The sequence below is a fragment of the Clostridium sp. 16K-1-R1 genome, assembly GCF_023921145.1.
GTDB classification, from domain to species: domain Bacteria; phylum Bacillota; class Clostridia; order Clostridiales; family Clostridiaceae; genus Sarcina; species Sarcina perfringens.
The window spans coordinates 172,221-186,867 of record NZ_CP046515.1 but is presented as its reverse complement, the minus strand read 5'-3'; the positions used below and the strand labels follow the sequence as shown (position 1 = coordinate 186,867).

14 protein-coding genes are annotated in these 14,647 nt (G+C 26.8%); 5 read left to right on the top strand and 9 right to left on the bottom strand.

Translation table 11 applies throughout. From position 1 onward, the window contains the following. Positions 1 to 93: 93 nt before the first annotated feature. The 6 genes from GOM42_RS00850 to GOM42_RS00825 form a co-directional block, all read right to left on the bottom strand. Positions 94 to 2,073 (bottom strand): ABC transporter permease, encoded by a 1,980-nt coding sequence (locus GOM42_RS00850; protein WP_011009627.1) that lies wholly within the window; start codon positions 2,071 to 2,073, stop codon positions 94 to 96. Beyond that, on the bottom strand, positions 2,063 to 2,833 hold the full coding sequence (locus GOM42_RS00845; RefSeq protein WP_003448577.1) for an ABC transporter ATP-binding protein: 771 nt from the start codon (positions 2,831 to 2,833) through the stop codon (positions 2,063 to 2,065). Before GOM42_RS00845 ends, GOM42_RS00850 begins: the two co-directional genes overlap by 11 nt. A 549-nt stretch (positions 2,834 to 3,382) precedes the next feature. Continuing rightward, positions 3,383 to 3,580: a hypothetical protein gene (locus GOM42_RS00840; protein ID WP_011009626.1), complete on the bottom strand. Its 198-nt coding sequence runs from the start codon at positions 3,578 to 3,580 to the stop codon at positions 3,383 to 3,385. Between the two features lie 51 nt (positions 3,581 to 3,631). Beyond that, on the bottom strand, positions 3,632 to 4,645 hold the full coding sequence (locus GOM42_RS00835; RefSeq protein WP_252597679.1) for a sensor histidine kinase: 1,014 nt from the start codon (positions 4,643 to 4,645) through the stop codon (positions 3,632 to 3,634). Then, positions 4,642 to 5,322, bottom strand: coding sequence for a response regulator transcription factor (locus GOM42_RS00830; protein ID WP_011009624.1), 681 nt, complete (start codon positions 5,320 to 5,322; stop codon positions 4,642 to 4,644). The genes GOM42_RS00835 and GOM42_RS00830 overlap by 4 nt, the downstream gene beginning before the upstream one ends. Before the next feature lie 139 nt (positions 5,323 to 5,461). Next, positions 5,462 to 6,262, bottom strand: a complete 801-nt coding sequence (locus GOM42_RS00825) for a zinc ribbon domain-containing protein (RefSeq protein WP_003448538.1) — start codon at positions 6,260 to 6,262, stop codon at positions 5,462 to 5,464. A 115-nt stretch (positions 6,263 to 6,377) separates the two neighbouring features. On the opposite strand from GOM42_RS00825, the gene GOM42_RS00820 reads away from it, so the two are divergent. The 3 genes from GOM42_RS00820 to GOM42_RS00810 are packed head-to-tail and all read left to right on the top strand — an operon-like array spanning position 6,378 to position 9,751. Continuing rightward, a complete protein-coding gene (locus GOM42_RS00820) occupies positions 6,378 to 7,625 on the top strand; it encodes a hypothetical protein (RefSeq protein WP_110077523.1) in 1,248 nt (415 codons plus the stop codon). An 11-nt stretch (positions 7,626 to 7,636) separates the two neighbouring features. Next, entirely contained in the window at positions 7,637 to 8,797 is a 1,161-nt protein-coding gene (locus tag GOM42_RS00815) for a YARHG domain-containing protein (protein ID WP_110077522.1), read from the top strand. Positions 8,798 to 8,809: 12 nt separating this feature from the next. After that, positions 8,810 to 9,751, top strand: a complete 942-nt coding sequence (locus GOM42_RS00810) for an N-acetylmuramoyl-L-alanine amidase (protein WP_110077521.1) — start codon at positions 8,810 to 8,812, stop codon at positions 9,749 to 9,751. A 57-nt stretch (positions 9,752 to 9,808) separates the two neighbouring features. On the opposite strand, the gene GOM42_RS00805 is transcribed toward GOM42_RS00810, so the two are convergent. The 3 genes from GOM42_RS00805 to GOM42_RS00795 form a co-directional block, all read right to left on the bottom strand. Beyond that, on the bottom strand, positions 9,809 to 10,033 hold the full coding sequence (locus GOM42_RS00805) for a DUF2922 domain-containing protein (protein ID WP_003448590.1): 225 nt from the start codon (positions 10,031 to 10,033) through the stop codon (positions 9,809 to 9,811). 310 nt (positions 10,034 to 10,343) lie between these two features. After that, positions 10,344 to 10,571, bottom strand: coding sequence for a DUF1659 domain-containing protein (locus GOM42_RS00800; protein ID WP_003448542.1), 228 nt, complete (start codon positions 10,569 to 10,571; stop codon positions 10,344 to 10,346). Positions 10,572 to 10,718: 147 nt separating this feature from the next. Beyond that, on the bottom strand, positions 10,719 to 12,284 hold the full coding sequence (locus GOM42_RS00795; RefSeq protein ID WP_110027092.1) for a DUF1002 domain-containing protein: 1,566 nt from the start codon (positions 12,282 to 12,284) through the stop codon (positions 10,719 to 10,721). A 443-nt stretch (positions 12,285 to 12,727) separates the two neighbouring features. Here GOM42_RS00795 and GOM42_RS00790 point away from each other — a divergent pair, with 443 nt between their 5' ends. Both GOM42_RS00790 and hydG read left to right on the top strand, forming a co-directional pair. Continuing rightward, complete coding sequence (locus GOM42_RS00790; RefSeq protein ID WP_003448558.1) at positions 12,728 to 12,979, top strand: TM1266 family iron-only hydrogenase system putative regulator; 252 nt, start codon at positions 12,728 to 12,730, stop codon at positions 12,977 to 12,979. A 105-nt stretch (positions 12,980 to 13,084) separates the two neighbouring features. Next, on the top strand, positions 13,085 to 14,506 hold the full coding sequence (gene hydG, locus GOM42_RS00785) for a [FeFe] hydrogenase H-cluster radical SAM maturase HydG (protein ID WP_049039940.1): 1,422 nt from the start codon (positions 13,085 to 13,087) through the stop codon (positions 14,504 to 14,506). The last annotated feature ends 141 nt before the right edge of the window (positions 14,507 to 14,647 follow it).

The window sequence follows — 14,647 nt, the reverse complement described above, 5'->3', positions numbered from 1 at the left end:
ATAAATAAAAAGGGAGCGTATCAAAATAATTTTTATTATATTTTGATACACTCCCTTAAAATTAATAAGCCTTATGTCTTAATATTTAATTATCTATGATCTTTCATTTATGTTTTTCTTAGCCCCTAAATATGTTGCTAAGAAGTACCCTCCATAAATTATAACAAAAATTATTGCTGTTATAATTATATTTGGCATTATACTAGCATTTCCAAATACTCCTACTATGGTAGAAGATATCTTTAAACCAACTATTGAATGTACTATAGCAAGGGATAAAGGAAGCATAAAATATACTCCTACTTGAGTGAATATAGCTTTATTTATCATCTTTTGATCAACACCTATTTCTTTTAATAATCTATATCTTTCTACATTATCAGTAGATTCTGTAAGCTGCTGAATAGCAAGTACAACTGCTGATGTTATTATAAATATTAAACCTAGATATATTCCCAAGTAAGCCATTGTTGCACCTAGGCCAGCTGCATTATCATATATTTCTTTTTTTGTTATTGAATAAACCTGACTTTCTACTAACTGATCTCTTACATTCTCTAATTCTTCCTTTGTATTAGAGTTATCCTTTAGCATCATATTAAATCTACTAGACACAGGTTTTAATCCTTCAAGGAGAGAATCCTTAACAACAAAAATTAAAATATCACCTTTCATAGTAAAATTATATAGATTAATATTTTCATACTTTTTATTTTCAGTCTCTAGAGTTTTTCCTGAAATATTTATCTTCTTTCCATTTTCTAAGCTCTCATTAACCCACTTTTTCATTTCATCAATATTTCCAACTGCTAAGTATTGATTTTCCTTTAAATTAACAGGCTCTTTCCCAAGAAGTTTTAATGTATTATTATATCCCTTTTCTCCAATTACTAATATATCATTATCATTAGCTACTGGAAAATAGTTCTTCATAGCAGTCATTCCCTCTTTTGATAAGAAATTACTGTATTTAACTCCACTATCATACATAATCATGTTTGAATCTTCTTTAGCTATATTAGATATATCAATATTTTTTTCCTTTAATAAGTTTTCTATATTTTCACCACTATTACTCCAAAAGGTAACATCAAATTTAGTTAAATCCTTTAAGTCAGCATTTATAGCTCTATTTATTCCTAACCCTCCTGAGAATGTACAAATAGCTAAAAATAACATTAAGCATATAAATGATAAGGATACAAAGGTTGTGTTTATTTTACTGCTTATTTGCTTCATAACAAACATGTTTAAATCTCTTAAATAGAACTTTTTATTTCCTTGAATCACCTTTAAAAAGAATCCTGTTAAAGAATAAAAGAATATAAATGTTCCAATACAGCCTAGTAAAATTGGTAATCCAAGAGCATTAAAACTAGCAAAGGCAATTCCATCATGTATGACCTTATAATAAGCTATCCCTAAGATTCCCACACTAACTAAAAATAATATTACTGATACCCAAAGGTTTTTAATAGTAGGCTTTTCATTTCTCTTTGAAGCTGTTAATAAATCTATTAATTTAATCTTTCTAACACTTATAAAGTTAAAAATTAATACAACAAGATATATTATTGAAAAACAAAGTACTGTTCTCTTAAATCCAAGTGGAGAAAAAACAAATTGAAACTTTGTAAGGTCTACCTGGAACATATAGGCTGTAAGTACTGAAAGTGCTTGAGATAACATTATTCCTAGTACCACTCCTATTCCTAGAGATATAGCCCCTATAAATAGAGTTTCTAAGAATATCATTTTTGATAAGCTTCCATTTTCCATTCCAAGAGTCATATAAATTCCAAACTCTTTTTTTCTTCTTTTTATTAGATAATTATTTGCATAAACTATTAAAAATCCTAAGACAAAAGCTATAAACACAGAGAAATATCCTATTAATTGTTCTGCCATCATAAAGGCTGACTGCTTTTGCTCATTAAGTTCCATCATTACACTTTGTGACTCTATGGAGTTAAAAGTATAAAATATACATATTCCAAATATCAAGGTTAAAAAATATATTACATAATTTTTATAACTCTTTTTTATATTTTTAAAGGCTAACTTAAAATACATTATTACTGTCACCTCCAAGAAGAGTTATGACTTCAATTATTCTATTGAAAAATTCTTTTCTAGAATCAGTTCCTTTTATAAGTTCATTAAATATCTTTCCATCCTTAATAAATAAAATTCTATTTGCATAACTTGCCGTAAAAGCATCATGAGTTACCATCATAATTGTTGCATTTAAATTCTTATTTAAATCTTCTAAGCTTTCAAGAAGCATGGTAGCTGCCTTTGAATCTAAGGCTCCTGTTGGTTCATCAGCTAATACTAAAGATGGATTAGTAACTATTGCCCTTGCTGATGCTACCCTCTGCTTTTGTCCCCCTGACATTTCATAAGGATATTTATTAAGCTCATTACTTATATTTAAAGCTTCTGCAACGAGTCTTACTCTTTTATCTATTTCCTTGTTATTCACTCTTTGAATTGTAAGAGCTAAGGCTATATTTTCGTAAGCTGTTAAGGTATCTAAAAGATTAAAATCCTGAAATATAAACCCTATTTTTTCTCTTCTAAACTTAGCTAACTTTTTTGAACTAAAACTTGTAACATCCTCTCCTTCTAAATATATATGACCACTAGTTACCTTATCTATGGTTGATATACAATTTAAAAGTGTTGTTTTACCACTTCCTGAAGCACCCATTATTCCAACAAACTCACCTTCTGAAACAGTAAAACTAATATCATTAATTGCCTTTGTAACATTTCCTTTTTTACCATAATACTTTTCTATATTACTTACCTTTAAAACCTCTTTACCCATTAAACTACACTCCTTATCCTTAACTTATATTTTCTAAAAAACTCTAGCTTAAACCATATTAAAACTTTCCATTTAAGCACTTCTTTCTATACTTTAATTCTATTTCATATAAAAATTTCAATCCATAGAACTATATAACACTAAACTAACAAAAGTGTCACATTGTGATTTTTAAAATATTCTTATGTAAAGATTAGAGTAACCTGCAAAACAATTAGATTGAACCTAAGTCCTTAAGCCTATTTTTTATCCAGCTTCTAAAGGTGCTAGATTCCCTTTGTTATCTTAACTTTGCTATTATCACTTTAGTTTCCATTAAATAATAAACCTAGTCCATACAGACAGTTCTAAAACCTTTTTATAAAAAATTTAGCTAACCTATTAAAATATATTATAAGGGTATATAAAAAGGTGGATTCAGAAATTTGAATCCACCTTTTTTCACTATTATTATCAAAATTTATTTTAATACCTCTCCTTAATTTTCATATGAATATTTATTTTAAAGTATATTTATATGAAAATCATAAACTAAATTAATCAAATTAATTATTTTTCATAATTTTTATAAAGATATATATACGATCCAATAAGAATTATAACTAAAAAAGCATTAACAAATGTATTAATATAATAAAAATTTATATTCTTTAAAAATTCAATATTTAACATAATAGCTTCTATTAAATTAAGTAAACATCTAATAAAAATACATACTATAACTACAACCAAAAACTTTTTACCCATATATTCTCCCCCTCACTATTTAAATCATAATAAGAATAAATCTAGTATTACCTATTCAAAAATCATCATCCTGTTTATTGGAAAGATAATTGAAACTCTTGTGAACTTACCTTCTTCAGAAATCAATGTTATATCTAACCCAAGTTTCTTACAAAGCTTTTTACATAGGTATAGTCCTATACCTGTAGACTTTCCAAACTTACGTCCATTTTCTCCTGTAAATCCTTTATCAAAAACCCTAGAAATATCTTTTTCACTTATTCCAGCACCATTGTCTTCAATATTTAAAATCACATATTTACTGCTTTCACTGCAATATATTTTTAGTTCCTTATGCTCCTTATTCATGTATTTAATAGAATTTGATATTATTTGTCCTAAAATAAACTCAATCCACTTGCTATCTGAATAAACCCCTTTTTCTAAATCACCTAAACTTATTTTAACTCTTTTCTTTATTAAAGAATCTGCATTATTGTTTAAAACCTTGTTTACGCAACTACTTAAACTCATTTCTTTTATTATATAATCCTTCTCAAGGGTATTACTTCTAGTGTAAAAGAGAGCTTGATCTATATAATTTTCTAGCTTACAAACCTCTTCTCCTATACTCTCTGTAAGTGGTGATTCATTATTTTCTATTAATAGCTTGCAAGTTGCTATGGGAGTTTTTATTTCATGAACCCATAATTCTATATACTCCCTATAATCATTTATCCCTCTCTTAAATTCCCCTATTTCATCATTCATAGCCTTATTACTCTTGCATATAACATCATATATTAACTTACTCTCTGTAAAAGTTCCCTCTTCTATTACTTCTGATATTAAATATTTCTTATCTAAAGATTCCATATTTTCCTTTATCTCATTATAATATTGCTTCTTTCTTAAATAATCAAAAATATGATAAATTAAAATTCCTGTCCCATTTATAATAACAATAAATAAAATGGCAAAGCTATCAACCTTTAAAACCATAAGCAATAAAGCTGTAAAAATTAATATTAATGAATTTATAATAATAAAAACTATTCTTTCTTTTATGAAATCTCTTAAATTCATGATAATATATACCCTTGCCCCCTCTTAGTTTGTAAATATCCCTCTGCTCCTATTCCTTCAATCTTTCTTCTAAGTCTATTTACATTAACAGTTAAAGTATTATCATCTATAAACTCATTACTTTGCCATAAAGCTTTTATAATATTATCCCTTGATACTATTTTCCCTTTATTTCTTATTAGAATATTTAAAATCTTACTTTCATTTTTAGTAAGCTCCTCTACTTCATCCTTAAATGAAACCTCACTAGTAGACATATTGTATTTTAATCCTCTACAATTAAATATTTCTGTTTCCCCCTCAATTCCTGAATAGGTTCTTTTCATAATTGATGCAATTCTAGCTAAAAGTATTTGAGTATTATAAGGCTTAGTAACAAAGTCATCAGCCCCTAAATTCATACTCATAAGCTCATCCATCTCACTTTGTCTACTAGTTACAACTATAATTGGAACTTGGCTTTTCTTCCTTATCTCCCTGCAAATATAGTAACCATCATAATAAGGGAGATTTATATCTAGTAAAATCATATTAGGATTACAACTTAATGAGATATCAACTATATTTTCAAAGTCATCTGATGATTCTACAACATAGCCATACTTCTCTAAAAATTTAGTAAGCTCTTCTCTTATCTTTTCTTCATCTTCTATAATAAAAATCTTTTTGCTTTCCATCTAATCTACTCCCATAAAAATTCTTTTAAATTATAAATACATTTAACTCCTATTCATATTCTAAAATATACAATCTATATAATTATTAAAACACAAAAGAGACACTTATAAAAAGAAGTGCCTCTTTATATATACTATATTAAATAAAATATCTCTCTAAATTATAATAAATTTGATAAATTATAGATGATACATTATTAAAAACAAACCATGCATTTATTGAATAAACAACCATGCAAGTTAAAGAATATATGTATATAAATTTATTTTTTGATTTTATTAAAGTATTAAATAAAGCATACAATAAAACAACTGATAATATAGAACTAAATATACTTACTATCATCCAAATAGCTCCTCCTAAAACTAGAGCTATAGAGGATATTATTAATATAAATACATTTATTATAGATACTACAAACATTATGTTTACAAGTGAATCTTTATTTATATCTTCTTTAACTAAAAACTTAAATATAATATAAATTATACCTAATATTAAAGCATAATTAATTATATAGCTTCCTAAATTTAAAAAGTAGATATTACCTGTAGGAAATACATTTTCCATAATCATATCAAACTGACTTTTAGCCTTTATCATGTTATTAAAATCCCAGGTATTAACATTTGAGAATTCTAGTATAATGCCTACTACACTTTTTACTAAGTTAAAACTAAAGGCTTTAAATAAAAGAGTTTTAACTAGTGGTATTATTAAGGTTATTATTGCAATATAAATTAATTGTATTTTTGATGATACTCCAAAGACATGTTCCTTAACTGAAGTTATTGGATGACATAAAGATTTTATTATATATCCTTTATGCTCATTTACATCTATAGGTATACTTTTACTAGAACCCTTACACTTATTTCCACACTCTGGACAAAAAACTGATTCATTTGGTATTTCCTTACCACACTTTGAACAAAACATAAAACGCCTCCTATTCTATGTTAAATTATAACGTTTTGTTAACAAATTTGTCAATTGTTCAAAAAAATGTTAAATTATATTTTAGATGTAAAATTATTATTAAGGAGGTTTTAAAATGAATTTTTGTAATAAATGTGGTTCAAAATTAATAAATGGAATTTGCCCTAATTGCTCAAAAATAAAAAAAAACAAGAAAAAATCTAAAATTATAATAAGCCTAGTTTTTATTGTTGTAATATTTTCTGGTGTATTCTTTTACTTAAAATCAACAGTTAAATCTGAAAAAGAAATAGCACTTTCATTTTCAAATTCAATTTCCTCTTCAAATCCAGAGGAACTTAGTAAAATACTTTATTGTAATGATAGCTCTCTACCAATAAATAAAAGCAACTCTACTATTCTAATAGATTACTTTAATCAAAATCCATCAAAATTTTCTTCAATAAACGACGATTTTAAAAAGGGAAATTATAAGGACACAGACTCCCCTTTATCTATAGAAGAGGTTAGAAAAGATTTCTTTTTAATACCTGTTTATAAAGTAGTTGTAAAACCAAGCTTTATAAAGGTAAAAACTGATTTAAAAGATGCAAAAGTTCAAATAGGAGATGAAACTTTTGGAGATTTAACAAAAAAAGATGAGTTAGGCCCTTTAATGCCTGGAAATTATACTATTAAATCTGAAATATCAAATTCATATTTAAACAAATCTGAAAATATAGAGGTTAACACTTTTAAATCTTCTAACCAAGAAATAAGTATATTTGATAACTTTATTAAAGTTAATATTACTAGCGATATTCCAGATGCTGAACTATATGTAAATAATAAAGATACTGGGGTAAAAATTAAAGATGCTAAAACCTTTGGTCCAATTGATCCTAATAGTATTATTTATGGAGTATCAACAGATGGAGATAAAAAAATAATAAGTAATAAATATGATGTAAATTCTTCAAGCAATATAAATATAAACTTTGCTGAAGCTAAAGCCTCAGAAGCTAATTTCAAAAAAGATCTTTATGTTCTATTAAGAAATTACTCAAGTGACTTTGCTTATGCTGTTAATACAAATAGTTTTAATTATATAGAAAACTACCTTGAATTTGACAGTCCTATTTATAAAAAGCAAAAGAAGGTTGTTCCTGAAATACATTCTAAAGATATTAGGGAAAACTTTGAAAGCACTGAAATATTAAATTATACATTTAATAATGATACAAATACTGGTGAAGTTACTTGTAATGAAATTTATTCTATAGGTAAAGGAATTAATGTTCCTAAGCGTCAAGAATTTAAAAATACTTATACCTTCAAAAAACTAGCTAATGGTTCATTAGTTCTTACTGATATAAAAGATTAAGGGGTGATTTAATGAAATTTTGTGCTAAATGTGGTAATAAACTATCTGATTCAATGAAATTTTGCAATAAGTGTGGTGCTAAGGTAAAACCTGTAGATAAAGATACTGAAAACAATTCAAATCCAGAGGATGCAAAAAATATTTCTAACATTGAAAATGATATTGATAAAACCATAATATTAGATGCACCTAAAATAAAAAAAGAAATTAATACTGATATTAATGAAAATATTAAAAATAATTTGAAACCTATTCACAACTCTAATTTTAATAATAAAGAAAAATGTTTAGATGCAAGTTTTGATGATGATTTAGATGAAAATTTCAATGATGAATCTTGCAATAATGAAAATACTGATAATTTTAAACATTCTAATACCAAAAAAAAGATTTTAATAAGTATTTTCACATTAGTAGCTTTTGTAATAATAGGTACTTCTATTTATTTTTTAAGATCACCTTTATTATATAAATACTATTATAACTCTGCACTTAAATCTTCATCAGTTACTGAAAAATTATCTTATTATAACAGTGCTTTAAAATACTCTAAAAATGATGATTTATTAAATTCTATTTATACAACTTTAAAGTCTGACTCTGATTTTGTTGATAATTCTTCAATATTAACAAACTTAAATACATCTGAAAAAGATAATTTAATGTCAAAATTATATGTAAATAAAGCTACTGTAGATTTTAAAAATAAAAATTACACTGACTGTGATTCCGATTTAGATTTAGCTACAAAGTATGGATATAACAAAGAAAACTTTTCACAATATGATGATTTACAAAAAAAACTTAATGAAAGTAAAAATTCTTCAAGTAATGATAAAGTTGATAACATATATAGTTTCACAAATGAAACCCCATCAAAATTTTCTGGAAACATATATGATTATCCTTATGACTTTATAATGCCATACAGTAATTCTTCTTATTTATCAGCATCAGATCTTTCTAAATATAATAAAAGTACTCTTGCTTTAATGAGAAATGAAATATACGCACGTCATGGATATGTATTTAATACTAATCCATTCAAGGCATATTTTAATTCAAAATCATGGTATCATCCTGATTCATCCTTTAAAGGTGATGACAGTGAATTAAATGATTATGAAGTAAAAAATGTTCAAACTATAAAATCAGTTGAAAACTCCAAATAAAGGGATGATAGTATGAAAAAATTTCTAAGAATTTTATCTATTATAATTATTTCTTCTTTAATGCTATTAGGCTGTGGATCAAATTCCACTAAACCAGATATTAATAAGGATTCTAATAGTATTAATAATTCCAATGAGGAAAATAATGATACAGAAAAAAATAACTCTAATAATGAAAATAATAATACAGAAAAAAATGATTCCAAAGAGGGAAACATAGACCAAGAGAAAGAAAAAAACAAAATTGATTCTAATACTGATAAGGAAACTGATAAAAAAAATGATGTAGAACCTTATTGTGAAAATGAACCTAATAAAGCTAATAAAGATATAACTATAGTTATTGATCCAGGGCATTCTAGTACAATATCTAATGAAACAGAACCTGAATGTCCAGGCTCACAAAAAAGAAAATTAAAGGATACATTAGGTGCTACAGGAGTTCAAAGTAAAATCCCAGAATACACAATAACTCACGGTGTAGCTGAAGAATTAAAAAAACTTCTTATTTCTGAAGGGTATAATGTAATTATGACTAAAGATAGTCCTGACAAGCAGCTTAGCAATATAGAAAGAACCACTATTGGTAATGATAATAATGCAAATTTAATTATAAGAATTCACTATGACGGAGTTGATTCTCCTAAGGCTTGTGGTGCTTCTATACTAGTTCCTGCAACAAAAGGAAATGTAACAAAAGATATATCAGATATAAGCTATTCATATGGAGAAAAAATACTAACAGCATATACAAAATATACAGGATTAAAAAATAGAGGTGTTGTTGTAAGAGATGATTTAACTGGTTTTAACTGGTCAAAAGTTCCTATTGTACTTATAGAATTAGGGTTTATTTCTAACCCTAATGAAGATTCATATTTAAGCAATCCAGATAATTATATAAAAATTGCAACTGGAATCTCTAACGGAATTAATTACTGTTTTGCAAAATAAAGAAAAGGGGATATTTTCCCCTTTTCTTTATTTTTAATAAATTATTTAATAGCTAAATTAAGACATTTCAAAGCTTTCTGTTGTTTTCTCTACTATTTCACCCTTAACTTTAGAAACTAAATCTCCACCCTTAGAAACAAATATATTTGCTGTCACTATTTTTTCCATAAGATTTTGAACTTCTTCCTCAGTTACATCTTCCTTAATATTTTTAAGAGTTATTTTTGTTATACTTCCTCCAGCATTTTTAAAAGACAATACAAGATATAATTCCTTTTCCATTTTAAAGTCCCCCTTTTCTTTTTACCATTAATTTATTATGTTACATCTTTTGTTCTTCTACTTCTTCTTCTAAAACGCATATCTTACTCATTAATCTCTTTTAATTCTTTTAATTCTTTTAATTCTTTTAATACTTTTTGTTAGCTTATAATTTATCTTTAAAAGTTCTTATCTATAAATTCTAAGGTTTCTCTTAGAAAAACTAATACCCTCTCTATTCTTTTGATTACCTTTAATGTAGAATTTAAAAGCATTTTTATTTTTTTAAATACTACAAAATCAGCTGATCACCCCTCTAATTTTTATTAGATTATTGAGTGTCATCAACAAACTTAAAGTCATCTTCTTTTAATACAGAATTAACTCTTGATGATAAAAGATCTGCTAATGCTTTTCCCACCTCATAAAGTTTTTCATCCTCTGCATCAACCTTTATCTTAGAAAACTTTTGTGTTGAAAATTTAGGGCTTCCACTATCATCTACCCCCTTTTGATACTTTAATACTAAGCTTTTCTTTGTTAAGATTGCCTTTGCCATATTTATCAACTCCTTTCACTATATAAATATTCCTTACCCTTTATTTCTGTTGTAAAATAATAAAAAAAACTGTAATAAAAACATTTTTTTGTTTCTATTACAGTTTTTCTATATTTATAATACTAAGTAAAGTTATTTGACTATTTTTTAATTATCATCAGGATCTCCATATCTTCCTGTCTCAGGATTATACTCTCTTCCCTGTTCATCATGAAGTGGAACCTTCTTCCCATCAACTATTATATAATCTATAGTTTGATCAGAATCCTTTCCAGCATCTTCAGTTTCTTGCATATGTCCATATCCACCAGTAACAGGATTATATTCTTCACCCTTTGAATTATACTTAGGAATTACAGTACCATCCTCAAGCTTTATAGTTTCCTTACCTTTATCCTTTGAATTATTACTGCTTCCACTATTATTTTTATTTGAATTATTCTTTGATGAACTTACACTATTTTTATTAGGTTTACTAGTTTTTGACTCTTTAGCTCCCTGTGCATCTTTATTTTTAGATTCTTTATTACTTTTGTTATCATTATTTAAAGAACCATTGCCCTTACTTTCTTGTCCTCCTTCAGAATTAGAATCCTCTTGCTTATTGCTATTAGCCTTATCAGTTTCTTTCTCCTTAGAATCACTCTTTTGTGATTTATCTTCTATATTATTTTTACTTTCATTATTACTAGTGTCATTGTCCTCATCACTTATTGAAGTTCCTATATTATTTAATTGATCCTTGTTTATCATATTACCATCTTTATCATATGTAACTCCATTTATAGTAACTTCTCCATCTCCAAAGTGTGCTACAAACCAATTTTTTATATCAGTACAAACTCCTAGAATTTTATTTAAGATTCTATCTAAAGTTCCACTTTCTTTAAGTTCTTGTCCATTTTCTTTTAAAGCTTCCTGTATATTATTAGAAAGGCTATCAAGTTCTCCTTTTAATTTAGAATAATCTAATCCTAAAGAATTTATATTGGCTAAAAGACCAACTAATTCTTGCTCTTGTGTTGGAGTCAACTCAATATTATAGTTATTTGTAATATTATTTACTATTTCACCAACCTCTTTGTCATTTTTAGGTTTATCCTTTATAACTTCTTCTTTAGCTTGATTTACTATAGCACTTGCTCCATCTCTTCCAATATCTTGTCCTTCACTATTTTTAGCCTTAGCTAAATTATTTGTTATACTTAACTCTTGCCTTGCTACTTCCTTATTTTCAACAGGTATATTTTCTCCAGTAGCCTTTTCAAAAGCTTGAAGAACTCCTGCCAAAGCAGATGTCCCAGTTACAGGGAATGGCGCTGTAGCAATAACATCAGCATCTGTAACCCCTGATGTTAATAAGGCATTACTTAACATAGTTTTAGTAACCTCTGTTAAATTATTTGTTTTTACCTTTATTCCATACCCTTTTTCCTCTAGTTTAACAAAAGCACTTGAGTAAGCATTGCCTTTAAATTCTCCTACTATTTTAGGCAATCCAAGTTGCTCTCTTATTTCATTAACATTCATAGTTATAACCTTAACATCATTAGGTTTAACTCCGAATTCCTTAAACATCTCTTGTTTTTGACTTGAATTTAGATTAGCTCCTAAAGTTACTACTTCCTTAGTATCGGCAAAAACTGTTGTAAATGAGCCAATACTTATTGCTCCAGCTAATATCATTGCTGTTATTAATTTATTTTTTTTCATTTGCCTTCTTCCTTTCTAAGCATTCATATCAAAGCTTAATCAAAAATATATTAAATCCTATTACTCTATTTAAAGCCTTTAATTACTATCTAAATGACCTTTTGACAGGTCAAATTTTAAATAAAATATTATTCTAAAAATACAATAAATTTAAATCTTACTTAGATTATATCAAAATAAATTTTCAAAAGTTTACAAATTGTTTTAATTTAGTATAAAGCTTATATTTTTCTCTACTAGAAATTTAATCTATATTTTTGAAAATTTTGTAGTATAATTATAATGTGTCTTCTTTGTTGCGAGATGATATGTAAAAATACTTCTTTCAACTGAGAAACCAGTCAAAAAAATAATATAAATATACTTTATCCCTAATTGTAAGGAATTCTCTGAACAAAAAGGTAATAAAAAATTTTTGAATCTTAGAAAGGTTTGATGACAGTATGAGTACTAGAATTGCCGTTGTTGGCATTGTTATTGAAAGCCTTGATAATATAAAAGAAGTAAATTCTATCTTAAGTGAATACGACAAATTAATTGTTGGAAGAATGGGGTTACCATACAAAGAAAAGAACATTAGAGTTATATCTATTGTAGTTGATGGAACCACCGATGAAATTTCAGCTATAACAGGAAAAATCGGTAAACTTAAAGGTGTTTCCGTTAAAGCTGCCATATCTAAAACTAGCTTTTAGCTTAATCGCTTTAAGCCTCTTAATCATTGAGTTCCCATAAGTATATTTTAGTTGTTTATATTATTTTTTGACATACCCTAAAAGTAATTTTAAAGGAGATTTGTTATGTTAAAAGATAACGAAAAGTACAATGCTTTAGATTTTATTAAGGATGATGAAATTAATAGTCTTATAGCAAAAGGAAAAGAGCTTGTTTCTGACAAAGAACTAGTTAGAGAAATCATTGAAAAAAGTAAAAGTGCAGAAGGGTTAACACCTGAAGAGACTGCTGTTCTTCTTAATCTTGAAGATAAAGAGCTTATTGAAGAAATGTTTAAAGCAGCTAGACAAGTTAAGGAAAAATTATATGGAAAAAGACTTGTTGTATTTGCACCTTTATACGTAAGTAACTATTGCGTAAATAACTGTACTTACTGTGGATATAAACACTGTAATGATGAGTTAAAAAGAAAGAAACTTAACAAAGAGCAACTTATTGAAGAAGTTAAAGTTCTTGAAAGCCTAGGTCATAAGAGAATAGCACTTGAAGCTGGGGAAGATCCAGTTAATGCTCCTCTAGATTATATTTTAGATTGTATAAAATCAATATACTCAATTAAATTTGATAATGGGTCAATAAGAAGAATCAATGTTAATATAGCTGCAACAACAGTTGAAAACTATAAGAGACTTAAAGATGCTGAAATTGGAACATATATCTTATTCCAAGAAACTTACCATAAACCAACTTATGAAAAATTACATGTAAGTGGTCCAAAACATAACTATAATTATCATACAACAGCTATGCATAGAGCAAGAGAAGCTGGTATAGATGATATTGGTATGGGAGTTCTATATGGACTTTATGATTACAAGTATGAAACATTAGCAATGCTTATGCATGCAATGGATTTAGAAGAAACTACAGGGGTTGGTCCTCATACACTATCAGTTCCAAGAATAAGACCAGCTGAAAATGTTAGCTTAGAAAATTATCCTTACTTAGTTGATGATGAAGACTTCAAAAAGATTGTTGCTATCTTAAGATTAGCAGTACCATATGCAGGTCTTATACTTTCAACAAGAGAAGAACCAGGCTTAAGAGATGAAATAATAGCTCTTGGAGTTTCTCAAGTAAGTACAGGTTCATGTACAGGTGTTGGTGGTTATTCAGAATCATACATCGATCCTGAAGAGAAACCACAATTTGAAGTTGGAGATCATAGATCACCAGTTGAAATGATAGAAAGCCTTATGGAAGCTGGATATATACCAAGTTATTGCACAGCTTGCTATAGAGAAGGTAGAACTGGCGAAAGATTTATGGACATCGTTAAGAGTGGTGAACTTTATAAAATATGTGAAGCTAATGCTTTAATAACTTTAAAAGAATTTATTGATGATTACGGCACAGATAGAACAAGAGAAATCGGAGATAAATTAATTAAAAAATCAATAGATGAAATAGATAATGAATCATTTAGAAAATCTGTTGAAGAAAAAATAAATAAGATAAGTAACGGAACTAGAGATTTAAGATTCTAGTTAATTAAATATATTGTAACTTTTTATATCACATTAATTCACTAGCTTTAATTAATTAAAGTTAATGATTATTTATTCATGCAAAACCTGTATGAAAAATTATGACTTTAACTCCATATTAAAATTTATATCTTTCATATG

Excerpts from the sequence above, each read along its gene's own strand:
- GOM42_RS00850 (WP_011009627.1), bottom strand. The coding sequence starts at position 2,073 with ATGTATTTTAAGTTAGCCTTTAAAAATATAAAAAAGAGTTATAAAAAT.
- GOM42_RS00845 (WP_003448577.1), bottom strand. The coding sequence starts at position 2,833 with ATGGGTAAAGAGGTTTTAAAGGTAAGTAATATAGAAAAGTATTATGGT.
- GOM42_RS00840 (WP_011009626.1), bottom strand. The coding sequence starts at position 3,580 with ATGGGTAAAAAGTTTTTGGTTGTAGTTATAGTATGTATTTTTATTAGA.
- GOM42_RS00835 (WP_252597679.1), bottom strand. The coding sequence starts at position 4,645 with ATGAATTTAAGAGATTTCATAAAAGAAAGAATAGTTTTTATTATTATA.
- GOM42_RS00830 (WP_011009624.1), bottom strand. The coding sequence starts at position 5,322 with ATGGAAAGCAAAAAGATTTTTATTATAGAAGATGAAGAAAAGATAAGA.
- GOM42_RS00825 (WP_003448538.1), bottom strand. The coding sequence starts at position 6,262 with ATGTTTTGTTCAAAGTGTGGTAAGGAAATACCAAATGAATCAGTTTTT.
- GOM42_RS00820 (WP_110077523.1), top strand. The coding sequence starts at position 6,378 with ATGAATTTTTGTAATAAATGTGGTTCAAAATTAATAAATGGAATTTGC.
- GOM42_RS00815 (WP_110077522.1), top strand. The coding sequence starts at position 7,637 with ATGAAATTTTGTGCTAAATGTGGTAATAAACTATCTGATTCAATGAAA.
- GOM42_RS00810 (WP_110077521.1), top strand. The coding sequence starts at position 8,810 with ATGAAAAAATTTCTAAGAATTTTATCTATTATAATTATTTCTTCTTTA.
- GOM42_RS00805 (WP_003448590.1), bottom strand. The coding sequence starts at position 10,033 with ATGGAAAAGGAATTATATCTTGTATTGTCTTTTAAAAATGCTGGAGGA.
- GOM42_RS00800 (WP_003448542.1), bottom strand. The coding sequence starts at position 10,571 with ATGGCAAAGGCAATCTTAACAAAGAAAAGCTTAGTATTAAAGTATCAA.
- GOM42_RS00795 (WP_110027092.1), bottom strand. The coding sequence starts at position 12,284 with ATGAAAAAAAATAAATTAATAACAGCAATGATATTAGCTGGAGCAATA.
- GOM42_RS00790 (WP_003448558.1), top strand. The coding sequence starts at position 12,728 with ATGAGTACTAGAATTGCCGTTGTTGGCATTGTTATTGAAAGCCTTGAT.
- hydG (WP_049039940.1), top strand. The coding sequence starts at position 13,085 with ATGTTAAAAGATAACGAAAAGTACAATGCTTTAGATTTTATTAAGGAT.